Raw genomic sequence first — 17,571 nt, 5'->3', positions numbered from 1 at the left:
CCCCATGTATTCGCTTGCCCGCCCCCTGCTGTTCACCCTCGACGCCGAGCGCGCGCATGCGCTGGCGCTGCGCTCCATCGACATCGCCTACCGCACAGGCACCACGTCGCTGCTGGCCAAGCAACCGGTCCCGCTGCCGACGCCGGCATTCGGCCTGATGTTTCCCAACCCGGTCGGCCTTGGCGCCGGCCTGGACAAGAACGGCGAACACATCGATGCGCTGCTGGCGTTGGGCTTCGGCTTCATCGAGATAGGCACGGTGACCCCGCGCGCGCAAGAGGGAAACCCGAAGCCGCGCATGTTCCGGTTGCCGGAATATCAGGCGGTGATCAACCGCATGGGCTTCAACAATCTGGGCGTGGATGCGCTGGTGGCCAATGTGCAACGTGCGCGCCGACGCGGCGGGTTGCTCGGCATCAACATCGGCAAGAACAAGGACACGCCCAACGAGGACGCGACCAGCGACTATCGCTATTGCATGGAGCGCGTGTATCCGCTGGCCGACTACATCACCGTCAACATTTCCTCGCCCAATACCGCCGGCTTGCGCGAGCTGCAGGAAGAACAGGCGCTGCGTCGGCTGATTTCCGATCTGCGCGAAACCCAGGAAGCGTTGGCTGCGCAACATGGCAAGCGCGTGCCGATGCTGGTGAAGGTGGCGCCCGATCTCAACGACCGCGACATCGATGCCGCCGCACGCGTGTTGGCCGATCTGGCGGTGGATGGCGTGATCGCTACCAACACCACGGTGACGCGCACCTTGATCGCCAATCATCCGTTGGCTGGCGAGGCCGGCGGCTTGTCCGGTGCGCCGTTGCTGGGGCAATCCACCCTGGTGCTACGACGCTTGCGCGCACGCCTGCCCGAGTCGATTCCGTTGATCGGCGTGGGTGGCATCAATTCTGGCGCCGATGCATTAGCCAAAATGGCGGCCGGTGCGAGCCTGGTGCAGTGCTATAGCGGCCTGGTGTATCGCGGTCCGCCGCTGATCGGCGAGTGCGTCGATGCCATCCGTCGTCGCCGCGAAGCGCCCAGCGGTGGCGCGGTTTCGCCGCTATGAGCGATGCAGTGCAGACCGGCTGGAGCTTGAGCGCGCATGCGCCGCTGCGTGCGCTCAACACGTTTCATGTCGAGGCAACGGCGCGCTGGTTACTGAGCATCCACACGCCCGAGGCATTGCCGCAGGCGCTGGCCGCGCCTGAGGTTGGCGAGCTTCCATTGCTGGTGCTTGGCAGCGGCAGCAATGTGCTGTTGGCCGGCGACCCGCAAGGTTATGTGCTGTGTTTCGAAAATCGCGAGATCGCCATCATCGCGCACCATGCCGACCACGCCATCGTGCGCGCCGGGGCCGGTGTGAACTGGCATGCGTTGGTGCTGTATTCGTTGCAGCAAGGCTTGTCGGGTCTGGAAAATCTGGCATTGATCCCCGGCACTGTCGGCGCCAGCCCGATCCAGAACATCGGTGCCTACGGCGCGCAGGTGGGCGACTTCATCCACGTGGTGGAGGCGTTCGATCGGCTTAGCCAGCAGTTTGTGCGGATGACCGCGGCCGAGTGTGCATTCGCCTACCGCGACAGCGTGTTCAAGCAGCAGCCAGAGCGTTATCTGATTGTGGCGGTGGAATTCAATCTGCCGTTGCTGCATGAACTACGCCTGGATTACGCCGGCATTCGCGAAGAATTGGCCAGCATGGGCGCCGAGCTGGCAGGCGCCGCCGACGTGGCGCAGGCGGTGATCAACATCCGTCGACGCAAGCTGCCGGACCCCGATGTGCTTGGCAATGCCGGCAGCTTCTTCAAGAACCCGCTGCTGCCCAGCGAACAGATCGCCGCGTTGCAGGCCACCTTCGCCGACATGCCGGTGTATCCCGGCGAGCAGCCAGGCCAGGGCAAGTTATCGGCCGCGTGGTTGATCGAGCAATGCGGCTGGAAGGGCCAGCGCGAAGGCGATGCCGGCGTGTCCCCCGACCACGCGTTGGTGCTGGTCAACTACGGCACTGCCAGCGGCGCGCAGTTGCTCGACTTTGCGCGGCGCATCGCCGAATCGGTACGCGAGCGTTACTCGGTGATCCTGGAACCGGAGCCGCGCATCATCGGAGCGCATTGGTGACTGCTGCATCGGCGCCCGTGCGCGCCGCCGTCTGGATGCTGATCAGCACACTCGCGTTCGGCCTGATGGCCATCACCATCCGGCTGGCATCAAAGAATATCGCCACTACCGAGATTGCATTCTTCCGCAATGCATTCGGGTTGCTGGCATTGCTGCCACTGCTCATCGGCCCCGGCAAGACGCTGCCGCGTACACGCCAGCTGCCGCAGTATCTGGCACGCACGTTGATTGGCCTGGCCTCGATGTTGTGCGGGTTCTGGGCCATCGGGCATCTGCCGCTGTCGCAGGCAATTTCGCTGTCCTATTCCACGCCCTTGTTCGTCACCGTGCTGGCGGTGGTGTGGCTGCACGAGCAGGTGCGCATGCGGCGCTGGCTGGCGGTGGCGGCCGGGTTTATCGGTGTGCTGGTGATTTTGCGCCCGGGCTCATCCACCTTCAGTCCGGGGCTGTTGATTGCATTGCTGGCTGCAGTGATCAGCGCCATCGTCGCGATCCAGATCAAGCAACTGTCGCGTAGCGACGACTCGGATACGGTGGTGTTCTACACCTATGTGTTCTGGGTGCCGATGTCGCTGATTCCGGCGCTATTCCAGTGGACCTTGCCGCACGGCATCGACTGGTTGTGGCTGGTGGCGACCGGCATCTTCGGCACTGTCGGGCAGTTGTTCTGGACGCGTGCGCTGAAGATGGGCGAAGTGTCCGCGCTGCAGCCGATCAGCTTCATGCAGCTACCGCTGGTGGCCTTGCTGGGCTGGTGGTTGTTTGGCGAGGCCATCGAGCGTCACACCTTGATTGGCGCGGCCATCATCATCGGTGCCAACGTCTACATCGCCCATCGCGAAGCGGTACTGGCACGTCGTGCTGCCACGCATGCCCCGGTGGAGGGCGCAAAGCCGGGCGAGTGACGCGACAGCGATGGGCAGTACGCGCGCAGTGCGCTTGGTCTCACGCGTCATCATGCGCACCACACCCAAGGCAGTGACATCGCGGCACACGAGCAGGTCCCGGCGGCCATCTGGCATTGCTGTCAAGCGACTGAGGTCGTATGCGACCATGCAGGCGAACCCGGTTGCACCCAGGAGACCGCTCGTGAAAACCATCGGGATGATCGGCGGCATGAGCTGGGAGTCCACCCTGCCCTACTACCGACATATCAACCAGGCCATTCGCCGCGAACGTGGCGGGCTGCATTCGGCCCGATTGTTGCTGTACAGCGTCGACTTCCACGACATCGAACGCCTGCAGCACGCCGGCGACTGGGAAGGCGCAGGACGCGAGATGGCGGCTGCCGCGCGTGCTCTGCACGCTGGCGGCGCGGACTTCATCGTGCTGTGCACCAACACCATGCACTGCGTTGCCGATGCGATCACCGCCGCAACGCCACTGCCGTTGTTGCACATCGCCGATGCCACCGCCGATGCTTTGCTCGCGGCAGGCATCACCCAGGTCGGCCTGCTCGGCACGCGCTTCACCATGGAGCAGCCGTTCTATCGTCAGCGTCTGGAAGCACGTGGACTGACAGTCGTCATACCGCCTGCCGATGCACGCGCGGAACTGCATCGGGTGATTTACGAGGAGCTGTGCCAGGGCGTGATCGATGCCGGGTCGCGCACGTATTTTCGTCAGGTCATGGCCGACCTCGACCGGCAAGGCGCGCAAGCGATCGTGCTTGGCTGCACCGAGATTTCATTGCTGGTGGATGCCGGCGATGCAGCGCGGCCGATGTTCGATACCACCGTGCTGCATGCCGAAGCAGCGGCGTTGGCAAGTCTGCGCGCTTGATGCGTTACCACGGGCGCAGGCACTACGCGTTTACCGAAGCCCGCATACGTGCCATCCAACACAAGCATGCAAGCTGGACTCTCTTGGCGCGCTAGCATTGCCACCTGCACTTGTACTGCTGCCCACACGCATGCGCTATCACCCGCTACAGGATGTCACGCCTTGAAGACCCAGCCATCCACAGGCATTGCACCGAAGCCGCACCTGAAACGCGGCGACTACAAAACGCTGGCCTTGTCTGCGCTGGGCGGCGCGCTGGAACTGTACGACTTCATCATCTTCATCTTTTTTGCCGCGGTGCTGGGCGAATTGTTCTTCCCTCCCGGCATCCCGGAGTGGATGCGGCAGCTGCAGACCTTCGGCATCTTTGCCGCCGGTTACCTGGTGCGTCCGCTCGGCGGCATGGTGATGGCCCATTTCGGCGACCTGCTCGGTCGCAAACGCATGTTCGGCCTGAGCCTGCTGCTGATGGCGCTGCCAACGCTGTGCATCGGCCTGTTGCCGACCTACGCGCAGATCGGCATCGCTGCGCCGCTGCTGCTGTTGGGCGCGCGCCTGTTACAGGGCGCCGCGATCGGCGGTGAGGTGCCCAGCGCCTGGGTGTTCGTCGCCGAGCATGTCCCCGCGCACCGCACCGGACTCGCCTGCGGCACCCTGACCGCCGGCCTGGCCGGTGGCGTGTTGCTCGGCTCACTGGGCGCCGGCGCCCTCAACCGCCACTTCAGCCCTGCCGAGATCGCCGACTATGCCTGGCGGCTGCCGTTCCTGGCGGGCGGCGTATTCGGGCTGGTATCGGTCTACTTGCGGCGCTGGCTGCACGAGACGCCGGTATTCGCAGAACTGGTGGCCATGCGAGCGCTGGCGCGCGAAACCCCGCTCAAGCTGGTGCTGCGCGATCATCGGCCTGGTGTGCTGCTGTCGTTGGCGTTGACCTGGATGGTGGCCGGCGGCGTACTGGTGGTGTCGTTGATGACACCCGGCCTGTTGCAGAGCAGTTACCACTACCCGGCGGCAGTAGCGCTGCAGGCCAACAGTCTGGCGATCGTGCTGCAGGCTGCGGGGTCTGTGGTGGCCGGTGCGTTGGCCGACCGTTACGGCAATGGGCGCGTACTGCTCATCGGCAGCGTTTTGCTGGGCGTTTCGGCATGGTCGTTCTACCGCCTGGCCGGCGATCCACAGCTGGTGTTTCCGCTGTATGCGCTACTGGGCGCCGCACTGGGTGTGCTTGGGGTGATCCCCCGCATCATGGTCGGGGTGTTCCCGCCGGAAGTGCGCCTGTCCGGCGTGTCGTTCGCCTACAACCTGGGCTATGCCGTATTTGGTGGGCTGACACCGCTGCTGGTGGTAATGCTGGCCAAGCAACATCCCATGGGACCGGGCTATTACATGGTGTTACTGGCAGTGATCGGCACGACGGTTGGATTGCAGCTGTGGCGCCGGGACCATGCCGGCCATCCGTCTGCGTAGAGCGGCATCTGACAGAACGAGCAATCGTTGACCGAGGCGGCCAGCGCGGAGCAACCGAATACAACGTGCACATGCCCCACCGAACATCAGCCGCGCATGCCCGCCGATTGCGCAGTCGCCTGGTTACCCTCGCTTAGCCCGACACGACCGGACGACGCCAATGCGGCCGCCGTGCGCCGCGGAACATCACCAGATACAACCCCACTACCCATACCAGTGCCGCCGACCAACCGCCGAGGATGTCGGAGGGATAATGCACGCCCAGATAGATGCGCGAAATGCCCACCAACGCGGCGAATAGACTAGCGACGATGGTCACCGGCCAACGCCAGCGCGTGCGCCATGCCAGCGCGATGACCACGGCGGCGAGCGTCATCGAGCCCATTGCGTGGCCACTGGGAAAGCTGAACGTGCTTTCCGGCGCGATCGACTCCCACAAACTGGGCCGATCGCGTTGAAAGAACTGCTTGGCGCCCATGTTCAACAACGCCGAACCAGCAAATCCCAGCGCCGCAAAGGTACCCTCGCGCCAGCGCCGTAGCGCCAACAACACAAGCACGATCGCGATATCGATCGGGATCACGCCGTACTGGTAGCCCACCTTGGAAATCACGCCGAAAAACGCATCCAGCCCGGGCGTTGCGATGCTACGCATGCTCCACAGCAAGGGTTCGTCGAAATAGAAGTTTTCCAGCTCATGCACTTCATCGGCCAGGTCCACGAACAGACCCAGCGGCAGCAGGACGCCGGCAAACAACAGCGCCATGCGCCATGCATTGTTGCGCAGCCAGACGCTGAAACCGGCCGGCGATTCAGCCGGCGCGGCGGACATACGTGCGTTCGACGTACTGATCGATCAGATCGATGAATTCATACGCGATATTTTCGCCACGCAAGGTGACGCTTTTTTCGCCATCGATGAACACCGGCGCCGACGGCGCTTCGCCCGTGCCCGGTAACGAGATGCCGATATTGGCGTGGCGCGATTCGCCCGGGCCGTTGACCACGCAGCCCATCACCGCCAGGGTCATGTTCTCGGCGCCGGGGTTGGAAATCTTCCACTCCGGCATCTTGGCGCGTACATGGTTCTGCACCACGCCGGCCAACTCCTGGAAGAACTCGGAGGTGGTACGGCCGCAGCCCGGGCACGCAGTGACCATCGGAGTGAAGGCGCGTTGGCCGGTGGTCTGCAGCAGCTCCTGTGCGACCACCACTTCCTGGGTGCGCGACTGGCCCGGTTCCGGCGTCAACGAAATGCGGATGGTGTCGCCGATGCCTTCCTGCAGCAGCACGCTCAACGCCGCGGCCGAGGCCACGATGCCCTTGCTGCCGATGCCGGCTTCGGTCAGGCCCAGGTGCAACGCGAAATCGCAGCGCGTCGCCATGTCGCGATACACCGCAATCAGCTCCTGCACGCCGGATACCTTGGCCGACAAGATAATGCGCTCGCGCGACAAACCCAGCTCCACCGCACGCTCGGCCGAATCCACCGCAGACCGGATCAGCGCCTCACGCAATACGCGGCTGGCATCCCACGGCGTGTCGCGCTTGGAATTTTCGTCCATCAGCTGCGCGGCCAGCGACTGGTCCAGCGAGCCCCAGTTGGCGCCGATGCGCACTGGCTTGTCGTATTTGATTGCGAATTCGATCAGCTGCGCGAATTGCAGATCCTTCTTCTTGCCGAACCCGACGTTGCCTGGATTGATGCGGTACTTGGCCAACGCTTCGGCACAGGCCGGCTCGGCAGCGAGCAGCTGGTGGCCGTTGTAATGGAAGTCGCCGATCAGCGGCACTTCGATCCCCATCATGCGCAGCTTGTCGACGATGCGCGGGATGGCGGCGGCGGACTCGGCGTTGTTGACGGTCAGACGCACCATCTCCGAGCCGGCGCGCCAGAGTTCGGACACCTGTTTGACGCTACCGGCGATGTCGGCGGTATCGGTGTTGGTCATCGACTGGACGACCACCGGGTGGCCGCCGCCCACGATCACGCTGCCGATCTTGACGGCCTGGGTGATGCGGCGCGGCCAGGCGGTGGCGTCGGCGGGAGGGGTTGGGCGGGTCACGGCGTCATACATGGCGCTATTTTAGCCTGTCCGTCGTCCGCTCACAGCTGAAGCGTCGTGCGGGCCGCCATCCCGGCCGATGCGACGGTTTGTCGCAGGCCATCACGTCCCTGAGCGCATAGCATTGCCGAGATGAACAGCTCCGACGCTTCCTTCCTGCGGACCCTGTGCAGCCTGCGCTGGCTCGCCACTGCCGGCCAGGCCGCCACCATCCTGGTCGCCTCCGGCCTGATGGGCTTGCACCTGCCGCAACAACCGCTGTGGGCCGGCGTCGCCGCGCTGGCGGTGTTCAACCTGTATGCGCAGCTGCGCGTAGCGCATCGCGGCGCGGTGAGCCCGGCCACCGAGTTCGGCCACATCCTGGTCGATGTGACGGTGCTGACCTGGATGGTGGGCTGGAGCGGCGGCATCGCCAACCCGTTCGGCTCGTTGTTCCTGGTATTGATCGCGCTGGCCGCGCTTGCCCTGCCGCTGAGCTGGGCGATGGCCGTGGCGGCGTCGTGCGTGACCGGCTATGTGGTCAGCGCCGCGTTCGGCCTGCCGCTGCCGTACGGCAGCTTCGACCCGCTCAGCCTGCACATGTGGGGCATGGCCGCCAACTTCCTGCTATCCACGGTGGTGGTGCTGGCCTTCGCCACCCGGCTGGCGTTATCGATGCGCGAGCGCGAGCGCGAAATCTCCACCCTGCGCGAGCGCTTCGCCCGTAATGAGGGCATCGTCGCGCTGGCAACGCATGCGGCGTCGGTGGCGCACGAACTCAACACGCCGCTGGCCACGATGACCTTGCTGGTCGACGACATTGCCGACCAGTGCGATCAGAACGAACTGCGCGAAGATCTGGACACCTTGCGCGAGCTGTTGGTGCAATGCCACGAGCGCGTATTGGCGCTGGCCGCGCCAGCCGACAACGGTCATTTGAGTCGCGAAGTGGCAGTGAAGGATGTGCTGGAGCAATGGCGGCTGGTGCGCCCTACCATCGAACTGCGTCGCAACGACGACGCACCGATGCGGCTGATGCTGCAGCCCGGCGTCAGCCATCTGCTGATGGTGCTGCTCAACAACGCCGCCGATGCCGGCGAACGCGCCGGACGCCCGCAGATCGATCTGACCTTGCGGGTGGAACATGACCATCTCAGTGGCGAAGTCCGCGATTACGGGCCCGGCTTCGACACCGCGCAAGCCATGTTGCCGGGCACCTTGTTCAACAGCGGCAAGCACGATGGCATGGGCGTCGGTCTGGCGCTGTCGCACGCCACCGTCGAGCGTTTGCAGGGCGAGTTGTGGATGCTGCCCGCCGAAGGCAGCGGCGCCCGCGTCGGTTTCCGCCTGCCGCTTTCCGAACACGAGGCCTTGGCATGACAAGCACTCCGATCCGCACCGGTCTGTTGATCGACGACGACACCTTGTACCTGCGCACCTTGCAACGCAGCCTGGCGCGACGCGGCGTGGAAACCCTGACCGCCACCGACGCGGCAAGCGCGCTATCGATCGCGCGTAGCGCCTTGCCGGATTTCGCGCTGGTCGATCTCAAGCTTGGCCACGATTCCGGTCTGAGCCTGATCCAGCCGCTGCGTGAGATCCGCGCCGACATGCGCATCCTGCTGGTGACCGGCTACGCCAGCATTGCCACTGCAGTGGAAGCGATCAAACTCGGCGCCGACGACTACCTGCCCAAGCCGGCCAATATCCCCACCATCATGCGGGCGCTGGGCGAAGAAGACGACGACCTGCCCGAGCCGAACGAAGAAGAAACCGCGCAGGAAATGATGACCCCGCTCAGCCGCCTGCAGTGGGAACACATCCAGCAGGCGCTGCACGAAACCGGCGGCAACGTCTCCGCTGCCGCACGCTTGCTGGGCATGCATCGGCGCTCGCTGCAGCGCAAGCTGACCAAGCGGCCCAGCCCGGGGCCCTTACGCTGACCGGGCGCTGATGGCGCCCCGTTCAAAGCGCACACAGTTGCCGCGACCATTGAGTCAGCGCTGCCTTGCACCAAACACGCTGGCCCTGCGCGACGTTGCACGGATGCCGTCGGGGCCTTGAATCAGCGTGCGACCCCAGCTGCTGAGCCGCGTCGGGTCCCAGCCCAGCACGATATCCAGCGATTGTGTGCTGCTGTCGTTGCCCGACCACGACCAGCCCATGTAGCCGACGTTGTACTCGCGCGCACGCCGCATGATCGACGCTTCATCGACCTGCGCGCCACGATGGTCGGCGCCGAATTCGCCCACCACTAATGCAAGCCCATTGCTGCGAAACGCACGCAGATAGCTGTCCACGGTCGCATCGTTAGCGAACACTTCGTACATGTGCACGCTGAAGACCAGATTGCGGCGGCTATCGAGCGCCAGCAATGCCGCAGCGTTGTCGCGCATGTAGAACTGCCAGTCCTGGCCCCAGTTGGGGGCATCCACCATCAACGCGTGGGTGAGGCCGGCATTGCGCAGCGTGGCGATCGCACGCGCATGGCCGGTGACCCATTCGCTGGCACTGAGGCGGTTGCCGAACGGTTCGTTGCCGATATTGAGGATGACGTAGTTCTCCTGCCCCACCAGCGCGCCACGCACGCTGGTCCAGTAGTTGGCGGCATCGGCCAGGGTGCCTGCCGCGCCGTCTTCGCCGTAGCCGGTGGTGTCGTGCACTTCCAGGACGGCGATCAGGCCCAGTGCCTTGCAGCGCGCGATGATGCGCGCCACCTCCGCCTCTGGGGTGCGGTTCCAGCGGTGGCCGCTGCTGAGCACTACGCGCACGCTGTTGGCACCGGTGGCGGCAATCTGCGCCAGCGCCGCATCGGTGCGATCGGCAAACCAGGCATGCGGCAGGTTGATACCACGCAAGACCAGCGTGTTGCCGTTGGTCTCTCGCAACTGTGTACCGGACACGGACAGGCCGGCGTGCGCGGCCGAAGCCAGCGCAAGACCGGCGACCAGCAGCACCAGGCGCTGCGCCAGACGATTAAAGATCTTCATGATCGGCTCCAGGAGTGGGTAGCGCGGGCGCGCCGACACGCACTCGCATGCCCGGCCCACGTGCGCCCAACCGTGCCGGTGGCCGGCGGGCGCGATCTGCGGCTGGTTCACAGATCCGAAAAAATTGCGGGATGCAGACCGAGCGCGCAGACCAGGCACCAGCCCGCTGGTAACGTTAACTTCCGTGTGTTCAAGCGACTTGCGGTGTCGGCATGACGACGCGCCCAGCCTGACAGCGCAACGCACTGGTGACACGCGGCAGTGCGCACTCGCGTGCTGCAGCGCGAAAACCGGATCTGCCGCGTGAGCAGCAGCAACACCGCGCGTGCTCCATCCGCCGCGCTGCAACATGCCATTGCGCTGCTGGCAGCTGAATAAGCCAGCACGGTCACGTCAAGTGGATACGGCCGAGGCCGATAGAGCCACATGCAATCCGTACCCACCTCCGATACTGAAGCGACCTCCATGTCCGACGAAGCCACCCGTCTGGCCGTTCTACGCGGCCTGTGCCTGCTGGATTCGCCGCCGGACCCGATGTTCGAAACCATTGCCGCGATGGCAGCGCGCAGCCTGGGCGCGGAGATCGCGCTGGTGTCGCTGGTGGACGAACATCGCCAGTGGTTCAAGGCGCGTGTCGGTCTGGATGCACCGGAAACTCCGCGCGACCAGGCGTTTTGCGCGCATGCGATCCGCTCGGACGAGGTGATGGTGGTGCCGGATGCGCAGCTGGATCCGCGTTTCTGCGACAACCCGCTGGTGCTGGGCCCGCCCTTCATCCGCTTCTACGCAGGCGCGCCATTGCGGCTGCGCGATGGTCACCGCATCGGCACCCTGTGCGTGATCGGCACCAGCCCGCGCGAAGGTCTGGATGCGGACGCCTTGACGCATCTGCAGGACTTGCGCGATCTGGCCGTGCTGCGGGTGGAAAACCTACGCAGCACCACCTATCGCGACGGGTCGACCGGGCTGCCGAATCGTTCGCGCTTTGGCGAAGATCTGGATGCCTGGCTGTTGCAGCGCGATACCGCATCGACCACCACTGCGGTGGCGGTGGACATCTGCGGCAGCGACTATTTCCGCGACATGGTCAAGGCGCTGGGCTGGGACTACGCCGACGGGTATGTCGCGCTGGCGCAGCGCCGCCTGGCCGCCTACCTGCCTGCCACAACGGTGCTGTACCGGCTGGACCCGACCACCTTCGGCTTCCTCACCCAGGCCGAAACCCAACGCCTGTCCAGCCTGTGCAACAAGGTGTCCAAGGCGTTTGCCGAGCCGCTGGATCACCAGGGCATCCCGCATACCGCGGTAGCCTCGATCGGCGCGGTGTCGCTGCAGACCAGCTACGGCGCGGCCGACACCATCCGCTCGCTGACCACTGCGGTAGACGTGTCGCGCGAACGCTGCTTGGCGTGGAGCATGTACGAGCGCAAGCACGATGTGGCACAGCGCAACACCTTTCGCCTGCTTGCCGCCCTGCCCGCCGCGCTGGACAGCGCCAGCCAGCTGCGCCTGCATTACCAGCCGCGCGTGGACTTGAACGATCACCGCTGTGTGGCGGTGGAAGCGCTGCTGCGCTGGCAGCACCCGATGATCGGCCCGGTGATGCCATCGGACTTCATACCGATGGCCGAAAAGACCGCGCTGATCAACCGCATCACCGCCTGGGTCATCGATAACGGCATCGCCCAGGCCGCGCGCTGGCAGCAGCAGGGCCTGGACTTCAACCTGGCCTTGAATGTGTCGGCGGCCGATCTGGACCGTCCCGGCTTCGCCGGCATGCTGCGACGCGGGCTGGAACGTCACAAGCTCGACCCGCGCCGGCTGGAAATCGAATTCACCGAAAGCGCGATGATCCGCCACCCCGATCATCTGGCCGAACAGCTGGCCGATGTGGCCGCGTTGGGCGTGCACATCGCCATCGACGATTTCGGCACCGGCTACAGCAATTTCAGCTATCTCAAGCAGCTGCCGGCCAGCTCGCTGAAGATCGATCAATCCTTCATCCGCTCGCTGCCGGACAACCGCACCGACCGCACCTTGGTGCCGGCGATGATCCAGCTCGGCCACAGCCTGGGCCAGCGCGTGGTGGCCGAAGGCATCGAGTCGGCCGAGGCGTATGCGCAGTTGCGCGCGTGGGGCTGCGACGAAGGCCAGGGCTACTGGATCGCCAAGCCGATGCCGGCCGCCGCCCTGGAAACCTGGCTGCAGACGCCGTGGCACGCGCAATTCAACGCGCCGGCCACGTTGCTTGCAGCAAGCCTGGCTGCGGCGCGGGTGTAAGCACGCGCACCCGATGCCTGCACCATCGCGCGCTGCCGCTACGCAGCCGCTCGCCCTGCAAGCAACGTGACTGTCGCTGGTTGCTACGCCAGCGAAGAACGCTATAACGCAACGCGGCGCGACACCGAAGTGTCGCGCCGCGTTGTTTTTCAGCCCTGGAGCAGCCGACAGACGATGCGTCGGCAACTCAATACAACTTCCTGACTTACCAGAACACCGTGTACAGCACGATCAGGATCGCGATCACGCCAGCTGCGCCGATCTTGAAACCCAGCGTGGTGCCGTAGGCCACATCGTCGGTACGGATCAGGTCACGTGCCTGGGTGGGTGCGGTCATCAGCGACACCACCACCGCCAGCACCAGTGCGGCCAGGAACACCACGCCGATGCGGTCCATAAACGGCAGTTCCGGCCAGGCGAATTTCAGCGCGAACGACAGCACCACCGAGCCGATCGCTGCGGTCAACGCGCCGGCTTCGTTGGCGCGCTTCCAGAACAGGCCGAGCATGAAGATCACCACCACGCCCGGCGTAAAGAAGCCGGTGAATTCCTGGATGAACTGAAAGCCCTGATCGAAGTTGCCCAGCAATGGACGCGCGGTGAGGATGCCGATCAGCACCGACACTGCAGCCACGATCCGGCCCACGCGCACCAGCTGCTTCTGCTCGGTCTGCGGGCGGAACTTGGCGTAGAAATCCAGGGTAAAGATGGTGGCCACCGAGTTGATCTTCGATGCCAGCGACGCCACGATCGCCGCGACCAACGCCGCAAACACCAGACCCAGGATGCCGGTCGGCAGCAACTGCATCATGGTCGGATAGGCCTGATCGGGCTTGGCCAGATCCGGCGCCAGCACCACTGCGGCAATGCCCGGCACCACGATCACCAGCGGCATCAACAGCTTCAAAAACGCCGCAAACACCATGCCCTTCTGCGCTTCGCCGATGTTCTTGGCGGCCAGCGCGCGCTGGATGATGTACTGGTTGAAGCCCCAGTAGCTGATGTTCATCACCCACAGCCCGCCGAGCAGCACGCTCAGGCCCGGCAGATCCTTGTAGAACGGGTTGTCCTTGGTCAGGATCATGTGGAAGTGCTCGGGGTGCGCGGCCCACAACTGCTTGAAGCCAGCCAGCACGCCGGCGCCATCGCCGATCCGCGCCAGCGTCAGCCCGGCCACCAGCAGCCCGCCCAGCACCAGCAGGGTGACCTGCACGATATCGGTCAGGGCAACCGCCTTCAGCCCGCCATACAGCTGATAGACCAGCGCAAACACGCCGATCAGCGTCAGCGCCAGGGTCTGGTCCATGCCGGTGACCTGGCTGACGGCGATCGAGCCCAGCCACAGGATCGAGGTCAGGTTGACGAACACGTACAGCAGCAGCCAGAACACCGCCATCAGCGTGCGTATCCACTTGCCGTAACGCTGCTCCAGGAACTGCGGCATGGTGTAGATGCCGTTGCGCAGGAAGATCGGCAGGAAGAACTTGCCGACGATCAGCAGCGTCAACGCCGCCATCCATTCGTAGGACGCAATCGCCAAGCCGATCGCATAGCCGGAGCCGGCCATGCCGATGATCTGTTCGGCAGAAATATTCGCGGCAATCAGCGAAGCGCCGATCGCCCACCACGGCAACGACTTGCTGGCCAGGAAGTAATCCTCGGCGCTCTTGCTGTGGCCTGCCTTCTCGCGCGACACCCACTGCGCGAGCACGAAGATGCCGGTCAGATAGACCAGCACAATCACGATATCCAACGTCGCCAAACCCACTGCACTCTCCTGTCTGGCTCTGGGGTATGCGCCGACGATCAGGCAGGGCTGCAGAATGCCGCCGCCGCGCACCAGGTGCGCAATGGCAGCGCGGCGAACCGCGTCTGCAGGCCATCCCGGCCGATCGACAACACCGCCCCCGCGGCGGCTGATGGCACCACCGCAATCGGTGGCCGCTTTGAGACGTCGCCGGAAGCGGCGACGCACCTGTTTCGCTTGACCTGCACCGTGCCCGGAAGCGTGCCTCCGGGCATGGGGATTACTTGACCGCGCAGTCCACCGCGACGTCGGCTTCGTTGAGCGCGCCCAGCGCGATCTTCGACACCGCCAGATCCAGTGCCGCACCGCTTTCGATGCTGGCGACCTGGGTCAGTTTGGTGACGTCGGCACCTGCCTTGGCAAAGCACTTGAGCGGGATTCCGACCACCTTCCACTGGCCTTGCGGCAGTGCGGCCAGGGTCTTCTGCGCATCGACGCGACCGCCGCACTTGTCGCCGCAGCCCACGCCCAGCCACACCGGCGCGGTCACTGCGCTGTCTCGGCGCATGGTCAGCTGCAGCTGCACATCGCCGTTGCTCTCACGCGAGACATCCACCGGCTTGCCGGACACCAGCAGCACGCTGGCAGTCTTGGCACCGGACCACACCAGACGCCGCGCGTCTTCCTGCGCCTTGTGGTCGACCGCGCTCATCTTCAGGCTGCCGTCGGACAGGCCCACCGGCAGCGTGGTCGCCGGCATGTTGGCCTGGCCCGCGTTGGACAGCTGCATCGCAATGCCGAGCGCCGGCTTGCCGCGCACGAAGTACACCCCGCCCACCGACTGCTCGCCGGACACGCCGGAGTCTTCCGGCAGTGCGGCCAGGTCGCCCTTGTCGGCGTAGGTCAGGCCGAAACCGAACTTGAACTGCGGGTCGTAATCCTTCTGGCCCACGTTGTTGGCGAACTGCACTGCGGTCTTGGGCCAGGAGAAGCTCAGCTTGCCCTTGAAGTCGTTCTGCACCGTGCCATCGGCCTTTCGCAGCAGCACGTCAGCCAGGCCTTCGCCTTCCGAACCCGGCAGCCACGCAGCGACGAACGCATCGGCCACGTTGATGTACTGGTTCATCCACAGCGGACGGCCGCTCAGGAACACCGCCACCACCGGAATGCCGTCGGCCTTGAACTTCTTCAGCAAGGCCAGCTCGCTGTCGTCGCCCGGCTTGTACAGCAACGTGGCGATGTCGCCCTGGAACTCGGCGTACGGGTTTTCGCCGAACACCACCACCGCCACATCCGGCTTGGTCTTGTAGGCGCCATCCACGGCCAGCTCGGCGGTGCCGCCGGCGGCCTTGATCTGCTTGTCCAGACCTTCCCAGATGGTGTTGCCGTTGGGGTAGTCGCTGCGCTTGGTGCCGGTGCCCTGCCAGTTCAGCGTCCAACCACCGGACTGCTTGCCCATGTCGTTGGCGCCATCGCCGACCACCAGCACGCGCTTCTTCGGATCCAGCGGCAGGATGCCGGCCTGGTTCTTCAGCAGCACCAGCGACTCGCGCACCGCCTGACGGGCGATCGCGCGATGTTCCGGCGCGCCCAGCAATTCGTACTTGCCGCCGAGCGGGCGCTTGGACGGCTTGCCGGCTTCGAACAGGCCCAGGCGCAGCTTGACGCGCAGGATGCGGCGCACCGCATCGTCCAGCCGCTCGGCCGAAATCTGGCCGGACTTCACTGCCGCCAGTTCGGTTTCGTAGATGCCCTTCCAGCTGTCGGCAGCCATCGCCATGTCGACACCGGCAATGAACGAGGCCGGGCAGTTGTCGTTGGTGCAGCCCTTGACCTGGCCCTGGCCGTTCCAGTCGCCAACCACGAAGCCACCGAAGTTCATGCGACCCTTCAGCACGTCGGTCAGCATGACCTTGTTGCCGTGCATCTTTTCGCCGTTGAAGCTGTTGAACGAGGCCATCACCGTCTGCGCGCCGGCCGCAATCGCCGGCGGGTAACCGGCGGCGTGGATGTCGCGCATGGTGGCTTCGGACACCTTGGTGTCGCCCTGATCCTTGCCGTCGGTGGTGCCGCCGTCGCCGACGAAGTGCTTCACCGACGAAATCACGTGGCTGCCGTCCAGAAACTGCGGAGTGCCCGGAATGCCTTGCACGCCTTCGACCATCTTGCCGGCGAAGCTGGCCACCACATCCGGCGACTCGGAATAGCCTTCGTAACTGCGGCCCCAGCGGTCGTCCTGCGGTACCGCGACGGTGGGCGCGAAGGTCCACTCCATGCCGGTGACGCGGGTTTCGGCAGCGGTGACTTCGCCAATCTTCTTGATCAGCTCCGGATTGCGCGTGGCCCCTAAGCCGATGTTGTGCGGGAACAGCGTGGCGCCGACGATGTTGCTCTGGCCGTGCACCGCATCGATCCCGAAGATGATCGGAATCGCGTTGCCGCCCTTGGAGGTGTCCATCGACGCCTCATAAAAGGCGTCGGCCAGCTTAAGCCACTCGGCCGGGCTGGCGTTGTACTTGCCGCCGGGATCGGAGTTGCCGCCGGCCAGCACTGAGCCGAGGCGGTACTTGCGCACATCGTCCGGGGTCAGGCTGGCGATGTCGCCCTGGATGGTCTGGGCGACCTTCTCTTCCACGCTCATCTTGGCCATCACGTCGGTGACGCGCTGCTCCAGCGCCGCATCCTGCGCAAACGGCCACTTCGGCGACGGCCACTGGTCCGGATGGATGGTGGTAGACGCTTCGGCAGGCGCTGCGGCCGGCGCGGTCTTGCTGGCCTCGGCAGTGGCATCCTTGCCTTGGCAGGCGGCCAGCATCAGCACCGCCGCAGCGGTAGCCAGAGAGAGGGCGCGGCGCGCGACGGGCGCGGCGGTACGGCGAAGCAGCATGTCCAAGATCCGGGTCTCCAGGGTGGTTCTCCCACGGCGATGCGTTACGCCGCAGGCCATTAGGCGGCGTACGCTTGCGTGATTCCCCTACCCTGTCAACCACGCCCGCCCGTATGCCGAATGACGGCCAACTTATTGGCCGGGGCTATAGCCTTGGAATACCGACAGCACCTGTCAAACCACGGAAAATCGCCAAATCCGGCGCGCCGCTTGGCCTTGGCCCATCTCGCACTTTGCTGCATCGCACCACCGGGCTCGGACCGC

At 65.0% G+C, this 17,571-nt stretch carries 13 protein-coding genes; 8 read left to right on the top strand and 5 right to left on the bottom strand.

The features are described 5' to 3' along the window. Positions 1 to 4: 4 nt before the first annotated feature. The 5 genes from ASF90_RS20970 to ASF90_RS20950 all read left to right on the top strand — a co-directional run bounded on the left by ASF90_RS20970 (position 5) and on the right by ASF90_RS20950 (position 5,358). Positions 5 to 1,060, top strand: a complete 1,056-nt coding sequence (locus ASF90_RS20970; RefSeq protein ID WP_055854839.1) for a quinone-dependent dihydroorotate dehydrogenase — start codon at positions 5 to 7, stop codon at positions 1,058 to 1,060. Beyond that, positions 1,057 to 2,109 (top strand): UDP-N-acetylmuramate dehydrogenase, encoded by a 1,053-nt coding sequence (gene murB / locus ASF90_RS20965; RefSeq protein WP_055854837.1) that lies wholly within the window; start codon positions 1,057 to 1,059, stop codon positions 2,107 to 2,109. Before ASF90_RS20970 ends, murB begins: the two co-directional genes overlap by 4 nt. Further along, on the top strand, positions 2,103 to 3,014 hold the full coding sequence (locus ASF90_RS20960) for a DMT family transporter (RefSeq protein WP_055854833.1): 912 nt from the start codon (positions 2,103 to 2,105) through the stop codon (positions 3,012 to 3,014). The genes murB and ASF90_RS20960 overlap by 7 nt, the downstream gene beginning before the upstream one ends. Before the next feature lie 148 nt (positions 3,015 to 3,162). Next, a complete protein-coding gene (locus ASF90_RS20955; RefSeq protein ID WP_082473649.1) occupies positions 3,163 to 3,891 on the top strand; it encodes an aspartate/glutamate racemase family protein in 729 nt (242 codons plus the stop codon). A 162-nt stretch (positions 3,892 to 4,053) separates the two neighbouring features. After that, positions 4,054 to 5,358: an MFS transporter gene (locus tag ASF90_RS20950; protein ID WP_055854830.1), complete on the top strand. Its 1,305-nt coding sequence runs from the start codon at positions 4,054 to 4,056 to the stop codon at positions 5,356 to 5,358. 133 nt (positions 5,359 to 5,491) lie between these two features. Here ASF90_RS20950 and ASF90_RS20945 read toward each other — a convergent pair whose 3' ends face one another. Continuing rightward, positions 5,492 to 6,190: a phosphatase PAP2 family protein gene (locus tag ASF90_RS20945; protein WP_055854827.1), complete on the bottom strand. Its 699-nt coding sequence runs from the start codon at positions 6,188 to 6,190 to the stop codon at positions 5,492 to 5,494. Next, the gene (ispG, locus tag ASF90_RS20940) at positions 6,171 to 7,436 is read right to left on the bottom strand and encodes a flavodoxin-dependent (E)-4-hydroxy-3-methylbut-2-enyl-diphosphate synthase (protein WP_055854823.1); all 1,266 of its coding nucleotides are present in this window, start codon (positions 7,434 to 7,436) and stop codon (positions 6,171 to 6,173) included. The genes ASF90_RS20945 and ispG overlap by 20 nt, the downstream gene beginning before the upstream one ends. Before the next feature lie 120 nt (positions 7,437 to 7,556). On the opposite strand from ispG, the gene ASF90_RS20935 reads away from it, so the two are divergent. Next, positions 7,557 to 8,783 (top strand): ATP-binding protein, encoded by a 1,227-nt coding sequence (locus ASF90_RS20935; protein ID WP_055854820.1) that lies wholly within the window; start codon positions 7,557 to 7,559, stop codon positions 8,781 to 8,783. Then, complete coding sequence (locus ASF90_RS20930; RefSeq protein ID WP_055854817.1) at positions 8,780 to 9,346, top strand: response regulator transcription factor; 567 nt, start codon at positions 8,780 to 8,782, stop codon at positions 9,344 to 9,346. The genes ASF90_RS20935 and ASF90_RS20930 overlap by 4 nt, the downstream gene beginning before the upstream one ends. Positions 9,347 to 9,400: 54 nt before the next feature. Here the strand turns inward: ASF90_RS20930 and ASF90_RS20925 are convergent, their stop codons facing one another. Further along, entirely contained in the window at positions 9,401 to 10,393 is a 993-nt protein-coding gene (locus tag ASF90_RS20925; protein ID WP_055854873.1) for a glycoside hydrolase family 5 protein, read from the bottom strand. A 426-nt stretch (positions 10,394 to 10,819) separates the two neighbouring features. On the opposite strand from ASF90_RS20925, the gene ASF90_RS20920 reads away from it, so the two are divergent. Then, positions 10,820 to 12,673, top strand: a complete 1,854-nt coding sequence (locus ASF90_RS20920; RefSeq protein ID WP_055854815.1) for an EAL domain-containing protein — start codon at positions 10,820 to 10,822, stop codon at positions 12,671 to 12,673. Between the two features lie 205 nt (positions 12,674 to 12,878). Here the strand turns inward: ASF90_RS20920 and ASF90_RS20915 are convergent, their stop codons facing one another. Both ASF90_RS20915 and ASF90_RS20910 read right to left on the bottom strand, forming a co-directional pair. Further along, a complete protein-coding gene (locus ASF90_RS20915; protein ID WP_055854870.1) occupies positions 12,879 to 14,441 on the bottom strand; it encodes a sodium/sugar symporter in 1,563 nt (520 codons plus the stop codon). 259 nt (positions 14,442 to 14,700) lie between these two features. Continuing rightward, on the bottom strand, positions 14,701 to 17,313 hold the full coding sequence (locus ASF90_RS20910; RefSeq protein WP_055854811.1) for an exo 1,3/1,4-beta-D-glucan glucohydrolase: 2,613 nt from the start codon (positions 17,311 to 17,313) through the stop codon (positions 14,701 to 14,703). Between the last annotated feature and the right edge of the window lie 258 nt (positions 17,314 to 17,571).

It is taken from the genome of Xanthomonas sp. Leaf148 (assembly GCF_001423585.1).
Lineage (GTDB): Bacteria > Pseudomonadota > Gammaproteobacteria > Xanthomonadales > Xanthomonadaceae > Xanthomonas.
This window is presented reverse-complemented; position numbering and strand designations above follow the sequence as displayed.

Bases quoted from the DNA above. Each gene is read 5' to 3' on its own strand.
- ASF90_RS20955 (WP_082473649.1), top strand. From the start codon at position 3,163: ATGCAGGCGAACCCGGTTGCACCCAGGAGACCGCTCGTGAAAACCATC.
- murB (WP_055854837.1), top strand. From the start codon at position 1,057: ATGAGCGATGCAGTGCAGACCGGCTGGAGCTTGAGCGCGCATGCGCCG.
- ispG (WP_055854823.1), bottom strand. From the start codon at position 7,436: ATGTATGACGCCGTGACCCGCCCAACCCCTCCCGCCGACGCCACCGCC.
- ASF90_RS20920 (WP_055854815.1), top strand. From the start codon at position 10,820: ATGCAATCCGTACCCACCTCCGATACTGAAGCGACCTCCATGTCCGAC.
- ASF90_RS20970 (WP_055854839.1), top strand. From the start codon at position 5: ATGTATTCGCTTGCCCGCCCCCTGCTGTTCACCCTCGACGCCGAGCGC.
- ASF90_RS20945 (WP_055854827.1), bottom strand. From the start codon at position 6,190: ATGTCCGCCGCGCCGGCTGAATCGCCGGCCGGTTTCAGCGTCTGGCTG.
- ASF90_RS20930 (WP_055854817.1), top strand. From the start codon at position 8,780: ATGACAAGCACTCCGATCCGCACCGGTCTGTTGATCGACGACGACACC.
- ASF90_RS20935 (WP_055854820.1), top strand. From the start codon at position 7,557: ATGAACAGCTCCGACGCTTCCTTCCTGCGGACCCTGTGCAGCCTGCGC.
- ASF90_RS20925 (WP_055854873.1), bottom strand. From the start codon at position 10,393: ATGAAGATCTTTAATCGTCTGGCGCAGCGCCTGGTGCTGCTGGTCGCC.